Raw genomic sequence first — 16,271 nt, 5'->3', positions numbered from 1 at the left:
CAAACCAGGACGGATCTAATAGCGTGTGGTCTGCCATAGCCAGTGTCTCTCCTACTATGAAATATTCATCTTCTGTGCCTAACGGGTAGTGCTTTTCTTCTGTGAGGTAATCAAGGGATATTTCTCTTTTGTTCTTCCTGCTCCTTGTCCTTAACGCTGTATACATGGCGTTGCGGATAACGACTTTACAAAAGGCATGGAACGTGTACTCGATGCGTTCTTGATATTCTTCTGTACAGGTCATGGAAATTCCCCCTTTCTACCACATAGAACAGTGCTTGGTTTACAAGTTACATTTAAAATGCTACAATCCACTTTTCAGAGCATTTTCAACAGCTTTCTTTATAACGATACTTGAATTTGTTGCACCTGATACCGCATCAACGTCAATTCTCTGTTCATCAACAATTTCGTTAATTACGGTTTCAGCAGCTTTTCCATGTTCATGCCTATGTTCCAATATGATAATATCTGTGATTTCTCTATTTTGTACTGTTACTTCCACTTTTGCGTATATAAAATTCACATCATATTCTCCGATGTAAACTCCGTCAGAAACATCAGAAATATTTATTTCATCAAAAGTGGTTTCTTTTACCGCTTGTTTATAATCTGCAACATTCTTTAAGTAAACTGCGCCCCCTATTAAGCCAATAGTAAAAATGAATATAACAATAGACAAAATTATTTTTTTTCGTGATATTTTCATTTCAAGCACCTCTCAATCTTTTTGACCGTCTGCTTTGGCAGTTCCTGTTTATTTGCTGCGCCTGCACATACAATTTTTCCTATTGATTTCATACCCGCTGTCTTGAAAAATTCATTCATATTGTGGATTGCACCTTTACTTTGTCCGAATATCCACGAAAAAGGGAAAGGAGTATTGCAAGAAGTCAGAAGCAAATATTTCTTACCTTGCAGATGTGGCTTAGGAAAGGTATTTGTTTCTTCTATAGCCGCTCCCAATAATCGGTCAAATAAGTTTTTGACCGGGGCAGGTACATTCGCCCAGTAAACAGGAGCAGCAAGAATTACTATTTGACATTTACGGATAAGATGTACAATTTCCTGTATATCATCTTTTTGAATACAAGTTTGTGTTTTCATACACGCCCTGCAGCCTTTACAGTAAGAAAGATTTTTTTCGTATAAATTGATTTTAGTTACTATATAGCCTGCTTTTTCAGCTTTAAGAATTGCACAATCTAACATAGCCGCAGTCATTCCATTTGAATGAGGGCTTCCTAAAATCGCAAGTATATTCTTCTCACTCATAACCATTCCCTCCACACGCAATAGAATAATATAACATTTGAAAACCTTGCTCTAAAAATTGGCTTTTTGATAATCCCATTGTTTTTTTGATATATTCTTCTTTGTTTGCAGCTAGTTGAATAATCCCGGATAGCATACCCCAAAAATTAAAGATAGTTGGCATAATTTCCAGATTGTTGCGCAGATCACCTTTCTCTATGCCGGATACTATGAACTCTTTTATTTTCTCATTTATTTCTTCACCTACTTGATAAGTTTCTTTTTCTTCGACCAGATAATCATGGCTTTCAAAATCAATATTGATTTTATCCAATACCATTTTGAAATAGAAAGGAAACTCTTCTTGATACTGAATTAGTCCACGGCAAATAAAATCATATCTTTCTTTTGTTGTTTCTTGTTGTGTCAATGCAGAAGCTATGTAATCATAGAGTTTTTTCATGCTATTCAGCACTAAAATACCAACAATTTCTTCTTTGTTTTCAAAGTACACATACAAAGTCGCCTTGCTGTATCCAGCTGCTTTCGCAATATCGTCCATAGATGTTGCTGCTATGCCTTTTTCCATAAACAATGCGGACGCAGCAGTAGCAATTTTTTCTCTATGTACACTCTTCGGTTCTTTTTTTCTTCGTCCCATTTCTTCCTCCTGAAAATAATTAAACTTTGAGTTTAATTATATCGTTTGAAAGAGACTTTGTCAACTTCAATCATGTTTGGTATAGATGAATGAAAGGAATTTCGTAGTCGTCGGCATTGTGGGAATGTGTACAACTGGCTATCTCGTTGAATTGTGGGTAATTCTGTTTGCAGGATGTGGGAAAGCTGCACTTTAGCTTTTCCATGTGCTGTGAATAGAGTTATCCATGATTCCATAGCCTGTTATGCACATTTCCATAATGCTTGTCTTTTGGTCTTTGGTTCGGAATAGTGTGGTGCTGGCAGTCTATCTCTTGTTTTTGATTGTTCGCTTCTTTACCGCACATGAGCATTTGCACCGGGATTATCATTACCATAGCCCTCCAGGAGATTGATAACTCCCCAAACACCTACACCTGCTCCGATTACGGTTACTACCGTCTTTAATCCTGTTACTGCTGTTGTAAAAAATGACATTTTAATTATCCTCCTTGTTTTCCGAAGGAAAATGCGAGTCCTCTGACGAGCAGAGGATTTTCCCTCGTTCTTTCTCTAAATTTTTTTCATAAAGAAAGAGTTTTGAGATGTATGAAAATACATAACAAAACTCTTTTTGCTTCTGGACACAATGTCCAGAGGTTAATGGTTCCATATTCAGTTGTAAGTTCTGCACTTTAGGACATTCTGTCCAAAAGTCACTATTTCGTTGTATCTCCCTCAACTTCTCCACAATCAAAGGCATCATCTACCTCTGTGTCCGGTGTTGACCTTCATGCGATGCAGATGCTTCACATAGTCCTCAATGTCAAAGGCATTTTTCGGATCAAAATCGGACAGCTCCTTGTACCGCTTGTGCTTTGTTATATCAAACTTATCTGAGAAAAAAGGTCTCACGCCCCTAAGCTGCATGATACATTTTCCGCCATCCATGACCGCTATCTCATCCTGACTCATAAGCTCTTTTCCGGTCTTTTGATAATTCAGACCATAGGACTGGCTCGTACCTCTTGTATCCGAGGTATTATAAAGGTCAATCGTTTCTTTACCCAATACTTCCGCCAACTCTTTTAACGTGGTCTTTTCCTTTCCTCCAAGGAATAATGTGGTATCACAATTGCCCTCTATGGTATCTGCATTGTCCTTGTAAATCGCCTTGAGCTGGGATTTTGACTGCAAAATAATAGAAGCTGATATTTCACGGCTACGGATTGTAGCGATCAGCTTCTCAAACTGTGGAATCTGCCCAATGTTCGCAAACTCATCAAGTAGCATGCGCACATGAACCGGGAGCCTTCCGTTATAAACATCATCCGCTTTATCACAAAGCAGGTTAAAGAGCTGTGAATACATGATTGATACCACAAAATTAAATGTGGCATCGGTATCAGAAATAATAACGAATAATGCTGTCTTTTCCTCTCCCAGAGTATCAAGCTCCAGCTCGTCATATTCCATAAGGTCACGCAGCTCCTTAATATCAAATGGTGCTAACCTCGCACCGCAGCTAATCAAGATTGATTTCGCTGTCTTTCCGGCAGCAAGTTTGTACTTCTTGTACTGTCTTACCGCAAAATGATTGGTTTTTTCTGCTTCCAGCTCCTCAAACAATAAGTCCACGGCATTTTTGAAGTTCTCATCGTCCTCTCTGGCTTCGCTGGCATCAATCATATCAATCAGCATTGCGAAATTCTGCTCCTCCTCCGGAGCTTCATACCAGATATAAGCGATAAGTGCCGTATAATAGAGCTTTTCAGCCTTTACCCAGAAGTCCTCACCGGATTGCTGTCCCTCTCCTTTGGTGTTGACTATAATCGTGTTTACAAGTTTCAAAATATCCTTTTCGCTCCGAATGTAGGCGAAAGGATTGTAATGCATGGATTTAGCAAAGTTTATGGTATTCAAAACTTTTATCTTGTACTTGCCCCTTTTTAACATTTTTCCGCACTCCACCAGTACTGTTCCTTTCGGATCAGTGACAACATAAGACGAGTGCATCTGCATCAGATTTGGCTTCACAAAAAAGCGAGTCTTGCCGGAAGCGGAGCCACCAATAACAAGAATATTTTTATTTCTTGCATACTTCGGCTCTTTCGGTCTGCCGGACATCATCAGACGTTCTGTCTGTGTCAGAAGGACATTATTTTCAAACACAGAGTCCATATATGGCTCTATATCCTTGGCATTTCCCCACCTTGCGGAGCCGTATTCTACACCCTGCCGGAACTTCTTGGCATTCTTGGCTTTGTAATACACCACAAGTCGGAGTGCTATGCCACCTGCCACACCAATCAGTAAATCTCTTGGGTGGAAGCTGGGCAAAGGGTTGGCAAACAGCTTATCAAAACGGTTCATGACTGCCATCATCTTATCAGAAGCATTTGTCCCCTCCGCTACTCTCCACAGCCATGCAACCTTATCACAGAAATATCCAACAAAGATATAGGGCAGATTCAAAAGCACCAGCTTCTTGGTATCCATACCGCCTGCTTTTGCTTTCAGATTTTTCGGGATAGCCTTCAGGTCTTTGGTTATGCCTTCAATGATGTTACTCAAAGGCTCTGCCCCCTGTCCTTATTCTTTTCCCGGCTCCGTTCTCTGTTCTTATTCTGTGATACTGCATCCCTAAAGCGTTTCAGTTTCTCCCTTACGGAAGTTCTGCTCTTTCGTTTCTCATTACCATAAACAAATTCCTTGAATGCCTGTGCTACCGCATCGGCATCCCTGCCCTTGAAAAATACCACATATTTGGGCGGGTCCGTTGTCTTGTCTTTCTTGACGGCGAAATCAACATTATATTTACGAGCTACCCGCTCAAAGGATTTGATATTGCCATCCGTCACTTCGATAGATGCAACTCCCACGCCTTCGCCAACCAGCTTTTTCACAGAAGTTTTACCATGCGCTTTCTGTGCTTTCTGCCTGCGGTGGTTCAAATACATCCGCATTGCAGCCTTTAAGACGTTGGCATCCAGTTTAGCGGTCTTAATTACAAGAGCGATTGTTTTCTGCGTTACTTCCTCTTGCATAAGTACCTCCGATCTGCATTTCCATGTGCGTATGCTCCGCTAAGGTGGAACATACAGCCGATGTAATAAATACCTCATAATTTTCCTTTCCGCTTCTGGACATCGTGTCCAAAAGCAATAAAAAAGGGCAGCTACAAATCTCTCGACTTATAACTGCCCTGACGCTGTTTTGGGTTTGATTGAATTATTGCTAGAACACCACAAACCATATTTTACAAAATTGCCATAAACAAATCCCTATAGAAATCATGGCATTTGTTTATATTCTTTTATTTCTTGTAATATATCATCTAGTTGTTTATTTACTTATTGATATATCTGAAGTATCAATTATTTCTTGTATCTTATTTTCTATCTCTGTCAAATCAGGCGATGGATTATCATTTAAGGTTTGCAGAATCTCAGTAAGTTGATTTTGGATTGTAATTATATCAGAATTATCAGCAGAAAAATTCTGCCATATTGTTATTCCAAGTGTGAGAACCAAGGCTAAATAAGCCGGTACAAGCGTTTTCCTTATATTTATCTCCTCATTTGTTTTGAATCCTTTTTTTATAAATACATCGAGTTCGGAATTCCCATAGATTTGTTTATTAATAAACTGAGAACAAATAAGTTCATTCGCCTTATTATATTCAAAATAATAGTCTATGTAATTTCTATAGTCCTTTATTCGGTCATAATCAGCTGCTGGCAAAACACATGGGGAATCAACCCTGCTTAACACTTTTCCATTTTGAATTACTGAGGCTTCGTCCATTTTTATTTCTGCCTTTTCTTTATGTTTTTGCTCCCTCATTCTTCCATATTTTGTTTCTAAAATTGGTTTATATTCAAAAAAAGGCTCATAATCAAATTTTGTTACTTTCTTCCCTACTTCTAATACTAAGCCCTCTGATTTAAGAAATTGCCAAATAGTAAGAAAATCTTTAATGTCAGTAAAAGAATTCGTGACATTAATTCCTTGAAAAAAGTCATATTCAAATTTAGTTGAACCATCAATTTCGATGTTCTTTGATGACCCACTATATGATATTATTGCTGTTACTTCTTCAAAATCCTCCTCTTTTGGTATAATTGGCTGAAAAGAGGGCATAGAAATTCCTAAAGCATTATTTGTTGATGTAGTGCTGTAAAATGTTTTAACTCCGTCCTTCAGCTTCTTGTATGTTTTTCCGTTTTCATCTAGCTTCATCCGCTTTTCAATATCTTCTTTATTAAGATTATAAAATGTAGAAAGATTAAATACCTTTATAAATGAAGGAATATCCTTAATATCACCCGATGCAATTTTTTTTATTATTAATTTCTGTTGTTTTGTAAATTTCATTTATTTCTAACCTCTTTTAATTTTCTAACAATATGCCCCAAAAATTATATATCCTAAAATGCAAAAATTTATTATACTTCAATTAACTGATCATTTTCTAATACTACACAAATTTTAACTTTATTATTCCCTAAATATTGTGTTGCATCTTCCGAAACACATATCGTAAACGACATAAAATCGATAAAACATAGAAACACTTCACAGATCATCTTATGGTCTGCACTATCATGTAAGATAATCACATGTCTTGCTTTTGGTTGTAATGAATCCAGTATTGGCTTTATCTTATTTTTAAGTTCTAAAGTTGCATTAATTGGTAATGCTGCATATTGCTTGATTATTTCATAGTCAATACATTCATTGTCTTTTTTATCCGCAATGCTTGCTTTATATAACTGGTTTCTAAATATTTTAGCCACTTTATCTTCAGAATAAATATCTCCAAATAATTCACATGTGTATTCATAAGCAATTTTTATTCCTGCCAATAAATATCTACTCATGTCTATATCTGCTGGAATTGTAAAGGTAGGCTGACTATTCTTTTTTTCACCAATTCTATATGTACTTAATATTTCACAAATTTCTTCTTCCGATTTTCCAATTCTTTTTAAACGTTTATGCGCAATTTCCAAACCCTCTTCCAAACTTTCTGCCTCAATATGTAATACGCCATTGCAAATTTCTACAAGAGCTTTCTTCTTTGGAATATCCTCTCTAAATAAGTATTCCTCCCCTTTATCATCTGGTAAAATGCTAGGAAATATTTTAATCTTCTTCTCATCTTTTCCCAGAAAGCCCAAATTTTTTCTTATAATTTTTGTTATAATATAATCCGTTAAATATTTGTCCACTTTACTTCCAAGTTTGTTATTACATTCTTCGCATACTTTATAAGTAATTAACTTACTATTACCCATCGCTTCTGGAATAATATGTTCCTTAGACCCATCTTTTTCCAAATCGCAAATTACACATCTCATAATCCACTCTCCTTAATATAAAAAATCGTATATAATTCTACATTTATTATTTTATTTTCAACTGCCATATTATCAAGCAGAAAAGCCTGAAACAAAACATCACCAACATTCTCTAGTCTTACAATTCCATACTCTTTCTCTGTAAAACCATCAACCTGAACTCCTTGTATAGCAGCTTCTTTTCTCGCCAACAGACAATACGTATATAATGCCATGATATACTTATCTGACATAGGAAAGGCGTATGTTTCGTTCCCTTGATATGTATATCGGCATTTCTCCGGATTTTCTTGCGATATATCGAAATAACATCTGACCATTTCCAGATATACATCTCCATTATACTGCGGCTTTAGCTTCTTTGCATACCTTCTGATTGTTGCAAATATATTATTTCTCTCTACGGCTGTCTTTGTTCGCTTGAATACAGGCTTTTTCCCTCGCAAGTCCATATGAACATTATTTAGGATAGTCTTTCCGGCATACTGCTTGAAATCACCTATCCTCAACAAATACGATAACACCTCCAGCAGTTTTTCCTTTGTTGTTATCTCCTGATACGAATAATCTCCGAATTCAATATGATCCAGCTACAAAGGGCTACTCCCCTTTGCAATCTCACGCTCCATGACTCTGTTAATGTCCCTTATTGATTCCATCTATATACCCCTCCTTCCCTCTTCTGGACATCGTGTCCAAAAGTCAAAAAAGCAGCTACAAGTATTTCACTCATAACTGCCCTGACGTTGTTAAATATTTAATTTCTATTTTCTCTGGGCAAATTTGGAAGTTTCTTGTTCCCACAAAAATATTTTGACACTGTCATTGAATGTTATAAACATGACCATCCTTAATAATTCCAATTTCCATATGGTTAATATCAATATCCTCATGCATTTTCTGAATTGTATTCAGTAAAGCCCCCTTAACCATTGATGCAGGATCACAAATTGCAATTTTTGAATATTTATCTAGAATTAATGGTAAATTCATTAAATAGTAATTTTCCACTCTCTTGTAATATTCTCTATGTTCATCATCAAGTTCTTCTAAATTATTATTTTCATCAACTTTAATAAAGTCATAATCTAAAAAATATGTTCTCAAGAACAACCCAGTCCATTTCTCAAATATCTTTTTATAGTATTCTAGGTACTCTTTGCTTTCTTTGCCAATCCTGTACGATTTAATGTTGTTAACATAACTGTACATACTTTCTAAAGACTTTTCCAGCCTTATTCTTTTGGGTAAATGTTCAAAGCTTTTATATTCCTCAGCATTTTCACATCTAACACCCATTTCCATCAAAGTGTATAATGCCGTATATGCACTGACAACGAGAGCCATTGTTTGTTGTGGTCCGCGTAATTCCAAAGTTTTGATTGTATCGCTATCTAAATATTTTTCAACAATACGGGAGGCAGAAAAATCATCCGCATTCCATTCAAGTGCTTGCCATTCTTCTGGAGATATGAAAGGTCTTGCTTTTTTCCCAACATAACTAAATGCGTAGGGTAAATCATTTGTAATGTTTGATTCCATTTCTTTATCTTTTATATAGTCAATATGACCATTCACAATATGTCCAATTTCATGATACAACAGTATATCTAACATAATTGCGGTCAATAATTCCGCATAAAACCCTCTTTTATTTTCATTATTGTCATAAGAAATAATGGGGTAGATTTCTTGCAATACTATGCAATGGCAAAAACTATAGATAATAAAATATGATGGCATATTAACTTCAACAATATATTCGCCATCCCTAGATTTATCCGCAAAAGCAGCTATTCTATCATCTTTTCCAAATCCAATCTGCACTTTTATTGAAATATGTTCTTTCTTTCCGTTGTTGATATGATTCAAACAATTTTCAAACGATAATCCAACTCGTTTTTCGACTTCTTCAAGCTCAAAAGTCTGTAAAACACTAATAAATTCTTTTCTAATAACCATTTTCCCATTAAATTCAAACTTATCAATAACTCTCTAATATGCAGCACTATGATAATTCTTGTCAGAATATGTAAAGATAAGTTTGGAACCTTTCTCCTCTTTTTTCCAATATTATAAGTATCTATTCTATGAAGTCTCTAAAGAAGTCCACTGGTACATCCATACATACTGGTTTCGTTCTAATTAACTCATTTAGATATTTGACAGGAACAGCTATTCCGTATCCCAAGTCGTCATAATCGCCTATATCCCCCTCATAATTGGGGACTTGACATGCAATCCCTACAAGACAACCATTTGAATTAATCACAGGACCACCGCTATTACCACCTTTAATTTTAGCTGTAATAAGCATTGCTTCTATTCGAGCTAAATACTCCGTACCAAATGCTGCGATTGCACCCTTTGTTGGAGTAATTCTTGACGAAGCTTTACTTGATATAGTTGCCTTTTCAGCAGTCAAAAAATTTGTAAATGCTGGAATTTTAGGATATCCCATTACTAATACATCTTGCATTACTTCACCGTCTTCACAAAACAATTGTGGTTCTTGATAGCGACTTGTTTCTATAAACGCTAAATCTAAACCTGGATTATCCGAAATACATATTTTAGCATCTTTTAGTTCAGATGCTTTGTATCCTTTAATTTGCAAATTTGTCACATCAGTAACACAATGCTTTGCCGTAATGATTCCACCTAAATATGCAAAGCCAGTTCCAACAGCATAATCTCCATTCGTTTTTTCCCATACTAATGGAACAATAGAATCCTTATATGTACGATAAATATACTCAAATCCGTATACCATTGAGTTAAAGTAATAACTCAACCGTCTTTTGTTCTTTTCAAAAAAGTCACTTTTGTTAAGAATAAACATATAATTATTTTGTAATCCAAGACCACCATCATTTTTAATACATGTTATCTGGTTACATTCACATAATCGTCTGCATATTCTATCAACAATATTAGGCTGATAGATGAAAGAAGAACCTTTTCCTTCCTTTTCTTGATATTTCTCACAGAAACCAATTACTGATTTTTTTGCCACAGGTAAATCTGCATTATTAGAAATATCAAAATATTCTAGAATCTTTATTATCAAATCAGGATATTTTTCATCATATCCAGCGTAGTAATCATTCATAATTTAACCTCCAAATACCTATTTGACGTATTTCATCTAACAACAAAACAAGTATAAAACTTTGCATACATCTTTCCCACCTCCAATTTTATATCATCAAGCAACAACGCCTGAAACAAAACATCGCCTACATTCTCCAGCCTTACCATTCCATATTCTTTTTCCGTAAAGCCTTCAATCTGCATCCCCTGTATGGCAGCTTCTTTCCTTGCCACCAGACAATGCGTATACAATGCCATGATATACTTGTCTGACATCAGAAAGGCATATGTTTCGTTCCCTTGATATGTATATCGGCACTTTTCCAGATTTTCTTGCGGTATATCGAAATAACATCTGACCGTTTCCAGATATACATCTCCATTATACTACAACTTTAGCTTTTTTGCATACCTTCTGATTGTTGAGAATATATTATTTCTTTCCATAGCTGTCCTGGTTCGCTTGAATACAGGCTTTTTCCCTCGCAGGTCCATATAAACATTATCTAGGATAGTCTTTCCGGCGTACTGCTTGAAATCACCTATCCGCAACAAATACGATAAAACCTCTAGCAATTTCTCCTTTGATGTTATCTCCTGATACGAATAATCTCTAAATTCAATATGATCCAGCTTCAAAGGGCAGCTCCCCTTCGCTATCTCACGCTCCATTACCCTGTTAATATCTCTCATTGATTCCATCTATATAGCTCTCCTTCCCGCTTCTGGACATCGTGTCCAAAAGCACAAAAAAAGCAGCTACAAGTATTTCACTCATAACTGCCCTAACGCTGTTACCTGATTATTCTATTCCTGCCGTTTTTGCAAATCCGGCTTTTCTATTCATAAGTTCATCTTGTTTCTCCTTTGGCAGACACCGGAATATCCCATGATATCCCATTCCTGCCATCGGTGTTCCTTTTGCCAGAAGAAAAAGCTGCGTGTCAAACCATTCCTCCCACAAGTTCTCAAACATGCTCCGGCTATCCATAAAAGTAATTGCATCTTCAAAACCTTGCGGTGGTCTATAATACTGTAACTTGACAAAACCGTATCTTCCAGCATCCACAATAAGTATATTTTCAATCTCATACAGCTCTGCAAAAGCATCTGTAACTTTTCTGCATTTCTCCCTTTCATCGTCTGTAATGTATTTTTCTTTCACAATTAGCCATCCTCCTGTTTCAAAACCACACTACCTGCATCTATATCCTCATTCTTCTGAAAAAATCATTATCGTTTTTACCATTTGTATATTTTATGGTGCATACACGCACCATATTATTATAAGTTCCCTGCCATTAAAATACAAGGTAGGAAAGGAGTTGCCTGTATGATTAAATACGATCCCCTTTGGCAAACGCTTAAGGCTAAAAACATCAGTCAGTACCAGCTCATTAAAGACTATGGCATTGACAAAGCACAGCTTCAGCGGCTCCGTCAAAATATGGTGGTAAAGACCATTATTCTGAACAGGCTATGTCAGATACTTGACTGCCGGATTGAAGATATTATGGAATATGTTCCAGATGACAAGTAGAGGTATTGTTTATGATTGATTGACAATGCCTTTTTGTTGCTCTTTTTTCTTTTACACCTTTGGACATTGTGTCCAGAAGTGTCCTGCTATTACTTTTATTATCTCCGTAAATATAACAATAATCCTCACAATAACAATAATACCACCAATCAGACCTCCAACGATACAATTCAATGCCAGTATTCCCATACTTCCTGCAATTCCATAATTCTTCGGCACAAGAAACATACACATTTTTCTGATTCCATAGGGACATCCTACCAAAATCCAATAAAGGAAATAATCAACCCCCTCGGCTTTATTGCAAACCGGATAACAGGTAATCATCCACAGAACAAGAACACATAGTGGAATTATTATTTTAAACAATGCCTTTTTCATGCCAGCCACCTCCATACATATCGTGCTGCACTTCCTGCTGATAATAATGGTTTATCGTTGAGGGTGCATTATAAAGAGCAGTAACCATATATGCCTTGATATTGGTTATTTTCGTATTTGTATCATGCATACAACCAATCACATATTCCAGATGTCCACTGTTCAGCTTCAAGAATTTAGATTTTACAAGCTCATAAGGATAATCCTCTCCTGCAATCCGAATTGTTTTACGTTTTACACATACAGCCTCACAGATAACCTCAAAAAGTTCCTCATACAAAGCCTTGTTTTGCCAGTCATCGTACTTCATGTGATGCTCACTCATATTCGATGTTATCCTTAATCAGCTCTATGTAAGCATTGACATCATCCATCAAATCAATCCTTTTTTCTGACACACTCTCATTACCAGATTGATTGATAGGATTGGTATAACTCATATCAATATAGCTCTGCTTAGTTTGATTATAGTTAGTATAAATAGGGTCTGCTTTATGAACTTCTGGAAGTATGCATATTAGACTTCTTGAGGTTCAGTTTTTGAACTTCTGTGGATTTATTAGCATTATCAGACTTTTCTTCTGTCTGTGCATCAGTAATTGTAGAAAAATTCTTCACATAAATTATGTCCGGCTTTCCAAGTCCACGGCGTTTTTTTTCAATCAGACCGATTCCGTTTTCGGTATCAAGCTCTTTCATAATCTTAACGCAGGTTGCCTTTGCACACCCCAAATCTTCCATAATGGCATCCACCGTATAAATAATGTATACCCTCCTACAAATTTTTATCACAACTCCTATCCTCCCCTACAGGAATCATCATTCATTTTTCATATTTTGGCGCATCTGTTTCTTGATCTGTGCCGTAAGTACATCTACATAATCCGCATTCTCCGGGAACAGATTCGATAATTCCAGCAGGTTTCCGGTACTCTTTTCTATCGTATAGAAGGCATCCGCCTGGTATCCATCTGCCTGGGAGGAGAACGCAGACAGCATAACACAATAATATTTCGAAGAGTTCGTGACCACCTTGCTATCCACGGTCAGAGAGGAGTAGCCCAACGCCCCAACCTGCTTCTTAAATTCTTTGAGCAGCTTCTCGGTCTTTTGCTCCATCTGCGCATTGATCTCTTTGACTGATTTGTGCGCCTGTTTTCCGGTTTCCTCGTAGTCATCCATCCCTGCCCTATCTGCATAGATTTTATTCCATTTTACGTCTGCACTATGCCTTCCATCATCAAACCGGTATTCCCGGAATGTAACCAGCTTAAAGTATTCTCCTATCACTGGCAAACTCTGCATAATATTCTGAATTTAGGAATCATTCCCGTACTGTTATTGCCAAATCAGTCTTTCTATAACTGTCCTGCCTTTCTATATTTTTGATTTACCCACTTCTATCCCCTTACCCATTTCGTCTTTTGTTTTTCCGATATTCACTTGGTGCGGTTTTATAGCGTTCTTTAAACACTCTGTTAAATGTTCTCTGACTGTCAAAACCGCTGTCCAGACAGATATTCAGGATCGTATCACTGGTATTTACCAATCTTGTGCATGCATAACTTAATCTGGCATCATTGAGATACTGATTGAAATTACGGTGAAATGTTTTAGAAAACACCCTGGATAATACATACTTGCTCACTCCAAGATCGCGTGCCATATCTTCCAAAGAAAACTGTCTCCTGAAATTTCCTGATATATAAGATACAGTACGATAAATTAAGTCATCACTTCCCACACAACTTTTTTCCACCAATTCCATTTTTCCTATACATCTTGCCAGCACAATTTGAACATAAGCTTGAACAATCATAGGTTCGTTTTCTTCCATTTGGATAATCGCCTGAATTGCATTATAAACATCTGGTTCAATCTGCCCCGCACGAATAACCGGATATTTAGGAGCATATCCTTGTATTTTATCTTTAAATACTCCTGCAAAAGAAGACGGAACCAAGATATAATCCGCCCGGCTCGTTTTTTCTGAAAACACTTGATAATGATGAATAATATCAGAAAAGACAAATCCGATATCACCCTTTTCCATATGATATAATTCCTGCCCCACTCCCATCTCAAGTGTTCCTTCCGTTACGCACACAATCTCCAATGCATTATGTAAATGTGGAGATACATGTTTTGACACTCTTTGCGCCGCATATACCTCTTCCTTTGTTTCCTTAAACGTCAAATGCATCGATACATCTCCCCTTTATTACTTAATTGTTGATTTCCTCTGCAACATTTGTCTACATTTTCTTTTAATTTGGCAAGCATTCTTATCCAGCCTGTCCTATAATGAACTTGCAAACAAGGAAAGGAGGAATACAAAATGAGCAAATTCAAAAATTATATGAACAACCTTTTAGCTTTCTATAAAGGATACTTTGAGCATGTATATCATGCATAATCTGGCTAAAAGGACTATTTGTGAAAACTGAATACTGAAAAAGTAGACCACTTCACAAATGTGAAATGGTCCTTTTTTTATATGCACTCCAAAAATTTTTTGAAGGCAGCTTGTCCTTCCGGTGTTCTTTTGTAAACACCTGCGCATTCCAGCACTTTTGCAAACACAAATCCTATTTCTTTCTGCACAATTGCATGAAGATTCTCTTCTGTAATTTCATAGTTTGGCAGCCATTTCTCTGCCCACTCTGCATGTGATTTTGTCAAATCGCTTTCCCACAGATTCTCCTTATTCAATATTCTGTGTTCCAGCTCTGCCATTTCTTTTTTCAGTCTGGCAGGAAGAACCGCTAAGCCCATCACCTCAATCAAGCCAATATTTTCTTTTTTGATATGATGGTATTCCGGATGCGGATGATATACACCCATTGGGAACTCCTCTGTCGTAATATTATTTCGCAGTACCATATCTAACTCAAATAGGTTGCCCTTTTTTCTCGCAATCGGTGTGATCGTGTTATGTGGTACTCCATTGGTTTCGCTGAAAATAAATGCTTTCTCATCTGTATATCTGCGCCAAAGCATTAAAATATGATCTGCAGCCTTTACTATTGATTCGGTAATTTCTCCCTGCAGGCGAATCACAGACATAGGCCATTTTACAATTCCTGCATGAACGTCCGGAAATTGTTTTAATGAAAATTCCGTCTCATATGGAGCCTTTGCCATTGCAAATTCGTATCCGCCTCCTTGAAAATGATCATGGCTCAGTATAGAACCACCTACTATCGGGAGATCTGCATTCGATCCTGCCGTATAATGCGGAAACTGCCGCACAAAATCCAACAATTTGGCAAAAACCGCTTTATCAATTTTCATTGGAATATGTCGATCATTGAAAACAATACAATGTTCGTTATAGTACACATACGGCGAATACTGTAAATTGTACTGTTCTCCACACAATGTAATCGGAATAATTCTGTGATTTTGTCTTGCCGGATGAGAAATATGTCCGGCGTAACCTTCATTTTCTTTGCATAGCAAACAACTCGGATACCCCGATTTTTTTGCTTTTCCTGCCTTTGCAATATCACGAGGATCTTTTTCCGGTTTTGATAAATTGATGGTTATATCCATTGCACCAAATTCTGTATTTGCTGTCCATTTCTCATCCTTTGCAATTCGATCTTTTCTAATATAATTTGTTGCCTGGCTAAACTGATAATAAAAATCTGTTGCAGCTTTAGGAGATATATTGTATTTATCCCAAAACTGCCTGCGAACCACAGAGGGATGGGGTGTCAATATTCCCATAATCTTTGTATCAAACAAGTCCTTTTCCGTAATTGTTTCTTCCTCCAGCATCCCCTGCCGACATGCATATTCCAACATATCGTTTAAAATCTGTGACAATTCTCTTTCTGATCTAACCTCTTTCGCTGTTCCTTCATGCTCTGTCAATTGAAATAATTCCAGAAGGCGATTCGTCACATATACTTCATCTTCCGGATCAACCAATCCCTGGTTCAATCCATACGCCACAAGTTCATTGATATACTCATTAATCATGACACTCCCCCCCT

General features: G+C 36.8%; 21 protein-coding genes and 2 pseudogenes. 1 reads left to right on the top strand and 22 read right to left on the bottom strand.

The window, feature by feature from the left end:
* The 15 genes and pseudogenes from DW005_RS10270 to DW005_RS10200 form a co-directional block, all read right to left on the bottom strand.
* A pseudogene (locus DW005_RS10270) lies at nucleotides 1-244 on the bottom strand (sigma-70 family RNA polymerase sigma factor); the annotation flags it as partial.
* Nucleotides 245-304: 60 nt separating this feature from the next.
* The gene (locus DW005_RS10265; protein ID WP_117479239.1) at nucleotides 305-709 is read right to left on the bottom strand and encodes an FMN-binding protein; all 405 of its coding nucleotides are present in this window, start codon (nucleotides 707-709) and stop codon (nucleotides 305-307) included.
* The gene (locus tag DW005_RS10260; RefSeq protein WP_117479238.1) at nucleotides 706-1,275 is read right to left on the bottom strand and encodes a flavodoxin family protein; all 570 of its coding nucleotides are present in this window, start codon (nucleotides 1,273-1,275) and stop codon (nucleotides 706-708) included. Before DW005_RS10260 ends, DW005_RS10265 begins: the two co-directional genes overlap by 4 nt.
* On the bottom strand, nucleotides 1,268-1,915 hold the full coding sequence (locus DW005_RS10255; protein ID WP_117479237.1) for a TetR/AcrR family transcriptional regulator: 648 nt from the start codon (nucleotides 1,913-1,915) through the stop codon (nucleotides 1,268-1,270). The genes DW005_RS10260 and DW005_RS10255 overlap by 8 nt, the downstream gene beginning before the upstream one ends.
* Before the next feature lie 353 nt (nucleotides 1,916-2,268).
* Nucleotides 2,269-2,391: pseudogene (locus DW005_RS10250) on the bottom strand (Maff2 family protein); the annotation flags it as partial.
* A gap of 264 nt (nucleotides 2,392-2,655) precedes the next feature.
* The gene (locus DW005_RS10240) at nucleotides 2,656-4,458 is read right to left on the bottom strand and encodes a VirD4-like conjugal transfer protein, CD1115 family (protein ID WP_181975027.1); all 1,803 of its coding nucleotides are present in this window, start codon (nucleotides 4,456-4,458) and stop codon (nucleotides 2,656-2,658) included.
* Between the two features lie 5 nt (nucleotides 4,459-4,463).
* Nucleotides 4,464-4,940 (bottom strand): PcfB family protein, encoded by a 477-nt coding sequence (locus DW005_RS10235; protein WP_117479234.1) that lies wholly within the window; start codon nucleotides 4,938-4,940, stop codon nucleotides 4,464-4,466.
* Nucleotides 4,941-5,238: 298 nt separating this feature from the next.
* The gene (locus tag DW005_RS10230; protein WP_117479233.1) at nucleotides 5,239-6,270 is read right to left on the bottom strand and encodes a hypothetical protein; all 1,032 of its coding nucleotides are present in this window, start codon (nucleotides 6,268-6,270) and stop codon (nucleotides 5,239-5,241) included.
* A gap of 71 nt (nucleotides 6,271-6,341) precedes the next feature.
* The gene (locus tag DW005_RS10225) at nucleotides 6,342-7,256 is read right to left on the bottom strand and encodes an HNH endonuclease (RefSeq protein WP_117479232.1); all 915 of its coding nucleotides are present in this window, start codon (nucleotides 7,254-7,256) and stop codon (nucleotides 6,342-6,344) included.
* Nucleotides 7,253-7,768, bottom strand: coding sequence for a hypothetical protein (locus tag DW005_RS10220; protein ID WP_347461642.1), 516 nt, complete (start codon nucleotides 7,766-7,768; stop codon nucleotides 7,253-7,255). Before DW005_RS10220 ends, DW005_RS10225 begins: the two co-directional genes overlap by 4 nt.
* 310 nt (nucleotides 7,769-8,078) lie before the next feature.
* On the bottom strand, nucleotides 8,079-9,218 hold the full coding sequence (locus DW005_RS10215) for a hypothetical protein (RefSeq protein WP_117479231.1): 1,140 nt from the start codon (nucleotides 9,216-9,218) through the stop codon (nucleotides 8,079-8,081).
* Between the two features lie 121 nt (nucleotides 9,219-9,339).
* Nucleotides 9,340-10,368 (bottom strand): serine protease, encoded by a 1,029-nt coding sequence (locus tag DW005_RS10210; RefSeq protein WP_117479230.1) that lies wholly within the window; start codon nucleotides 10,366-10,368, stop codon nucleotides 9,340-9,342.
* Nucleotides 10,369-10,400: 32 nt separating this feature from the next.
* The gene (locus DW005_RS14440; protein ID WP_347461639.1) at nucleotides 10,401-10,625 is read right to left on the bottom strand and encodes a hypothetical protein; all 225 of its coding nucleotides are present in this window, start codon (nucleotides 10,623-10,625) and stop codon (nucleotides 10,401-10,403) included.
* Nucleotides 10,626-10,736: 111 nt separating this feature from the next.
* Nucleotides 10,737-11,051 carry a hypothetical protein gene (locus tag DW005_RS14435; RefSeq protein ID WP_347461637.1) on the bottom strand — a complete coding sequence of 105 codons (315 nt, stop codon included), beginning with the start codon at nucleotides 11,049-11,051 and terminating at the stop codon, nucleotides 10,737-10,739.
* Nucleotides 11,052-11,151: 100 nt separating this feature from the next.
* Nucleotides 11,152-11,514: a hypothetical protein gene (locus tag DW005_RS10200; protein ID WP_347461635.1), complete on the bottom strand. Its 363-nt coding sequence runs from the start codon at nucleotides 11,512-11,514 to the stop codon at nucleotides 11,152-11,154.
* A gap of 168 nt (nucleotides 11,515-11,682) precedes the next feature.
* Between DW005_RS10200 and DW005_RS10195 the strand changes: the two genes are divergently transcribed.
* Nucleotides 11,683-11,889, top strand: a complete 207-nt coding sequence (locus tag DW005_RS10195; protein WP_035779437.1) for a helix-turn-helix transcriptional regulator — start codon at nucleotides 11,683-11,685, stop codon at nucleotides 11,887-11,889.
* A gap of 51 nt (nucleotides 11,890-11,940) precedes the next feature.
* Here DW005_RS10195 and DW005_RS10190 read toward each other — a convergent pair whose 3' ends face one another.
* The 7 genes from DW005_RS10190 to galT form a co-directional block, all read right to left on the bottom strand.
* Nucleotides 11,941-12,270: a DUF6050 family protein gene (locus tag DW005_RS10190; RefSeq protein ID WP_117479228.1), complete on the bottom strand. Its 330-nt coding sequence runs from the start codon at nucleotides 12,268-12,270 to the stop codon at nucleotides 11,941-11,943.
* Nucleotides 12,251-12,595, bottom strand: coding sequence for a DUF6017 domain-containing protein (locus tag DW005_RS14430; RefSeq protein WP_347461633.1), 345 nt, complete (start codon nucleotides 12,593-12,595; stop codon nucleotides 12,251-12,253). The genes DW005_RS10190 and DW005_RS14430 overlap by 20 nt, the downstream gene beginning before the upstream one ends.
* Nucleotides 12,588-12,710, bottom strand: coding sequence for a hypothetical protein (locus DW005_RS14425; protein WP_347461631.1), 123 nt, complete (start codon nucleotides 12,708-12,710; stop codon nucleotides 12,588-12,590). Before DW005_RS14425 ends, DW005_RS14430 begins: the two co-directional genes overlap by 8 nt.
* A gap of 52 nt (nucleotides 12,711-12,762) precedes the next feature.
* Complete coding sequence (locus DW005_RS14420) at nucleotides 12,763-13,062, bottom strand: hypothetical protein (protein WP_347461629.1); 300 nt, start codon at nucleotides 13,060-13,062, stop codon at nucleotides 12,763-12,765.
* Between the two features lie 27 nt (nucleotides 13,063-13,089).
* A complete protein-coding gene (locus DW005_RS10180; RefSeq protein ID WP_147324435.1) occupies nucleotides 13,090-13,560 on the bottom strand; it encodes a hypothetical protein in 471 nt (156 codons plus the stop codon).
* 118 nt (nucleotides 13,561-13,678) lie between these two features.
* Entirely contained in the window at nucleotides 13,679-14,473 is a 795-nt protein-coding gene (locus tag DW005_RS10175) for an AraC family transcriptional regulator (protein WP_117479226.1), read from the bottom strand.
* A gap of 290 nt (nucleotides 14,474-14,763) precedes the next feature.
* The gene (gene galT, locus DW005_RS10170) at nucleotides 14,764-16,257 is read right to left on the bottom strand and encodes a UDP-glucose--hexose-1-phosphate uridylyltransferase (RefSeq protein WP_117479225.1); all 1,494 of its coding nucleotides are present in this window, start codon (nucleotides 16,255-16,257) and stop codon (nucleotides 14,764-14,766) included.
* Between the last annotated feature and the right edge of the window lie 14 nt (nucleotides 16,258-16,271).

This window comes from Clostridium sp. AF36-4 (assembly GCF_003435975.1).
GTDB lineage: Bacteria > Bacillota > Clostridia > Lachnospirales > Lachnospiraceae > Eubacterium_F.
Note: the sequence above shows the minus strand (reverse complement) of the source record. Positions and strands in the feature narration are given on the sequence as shown.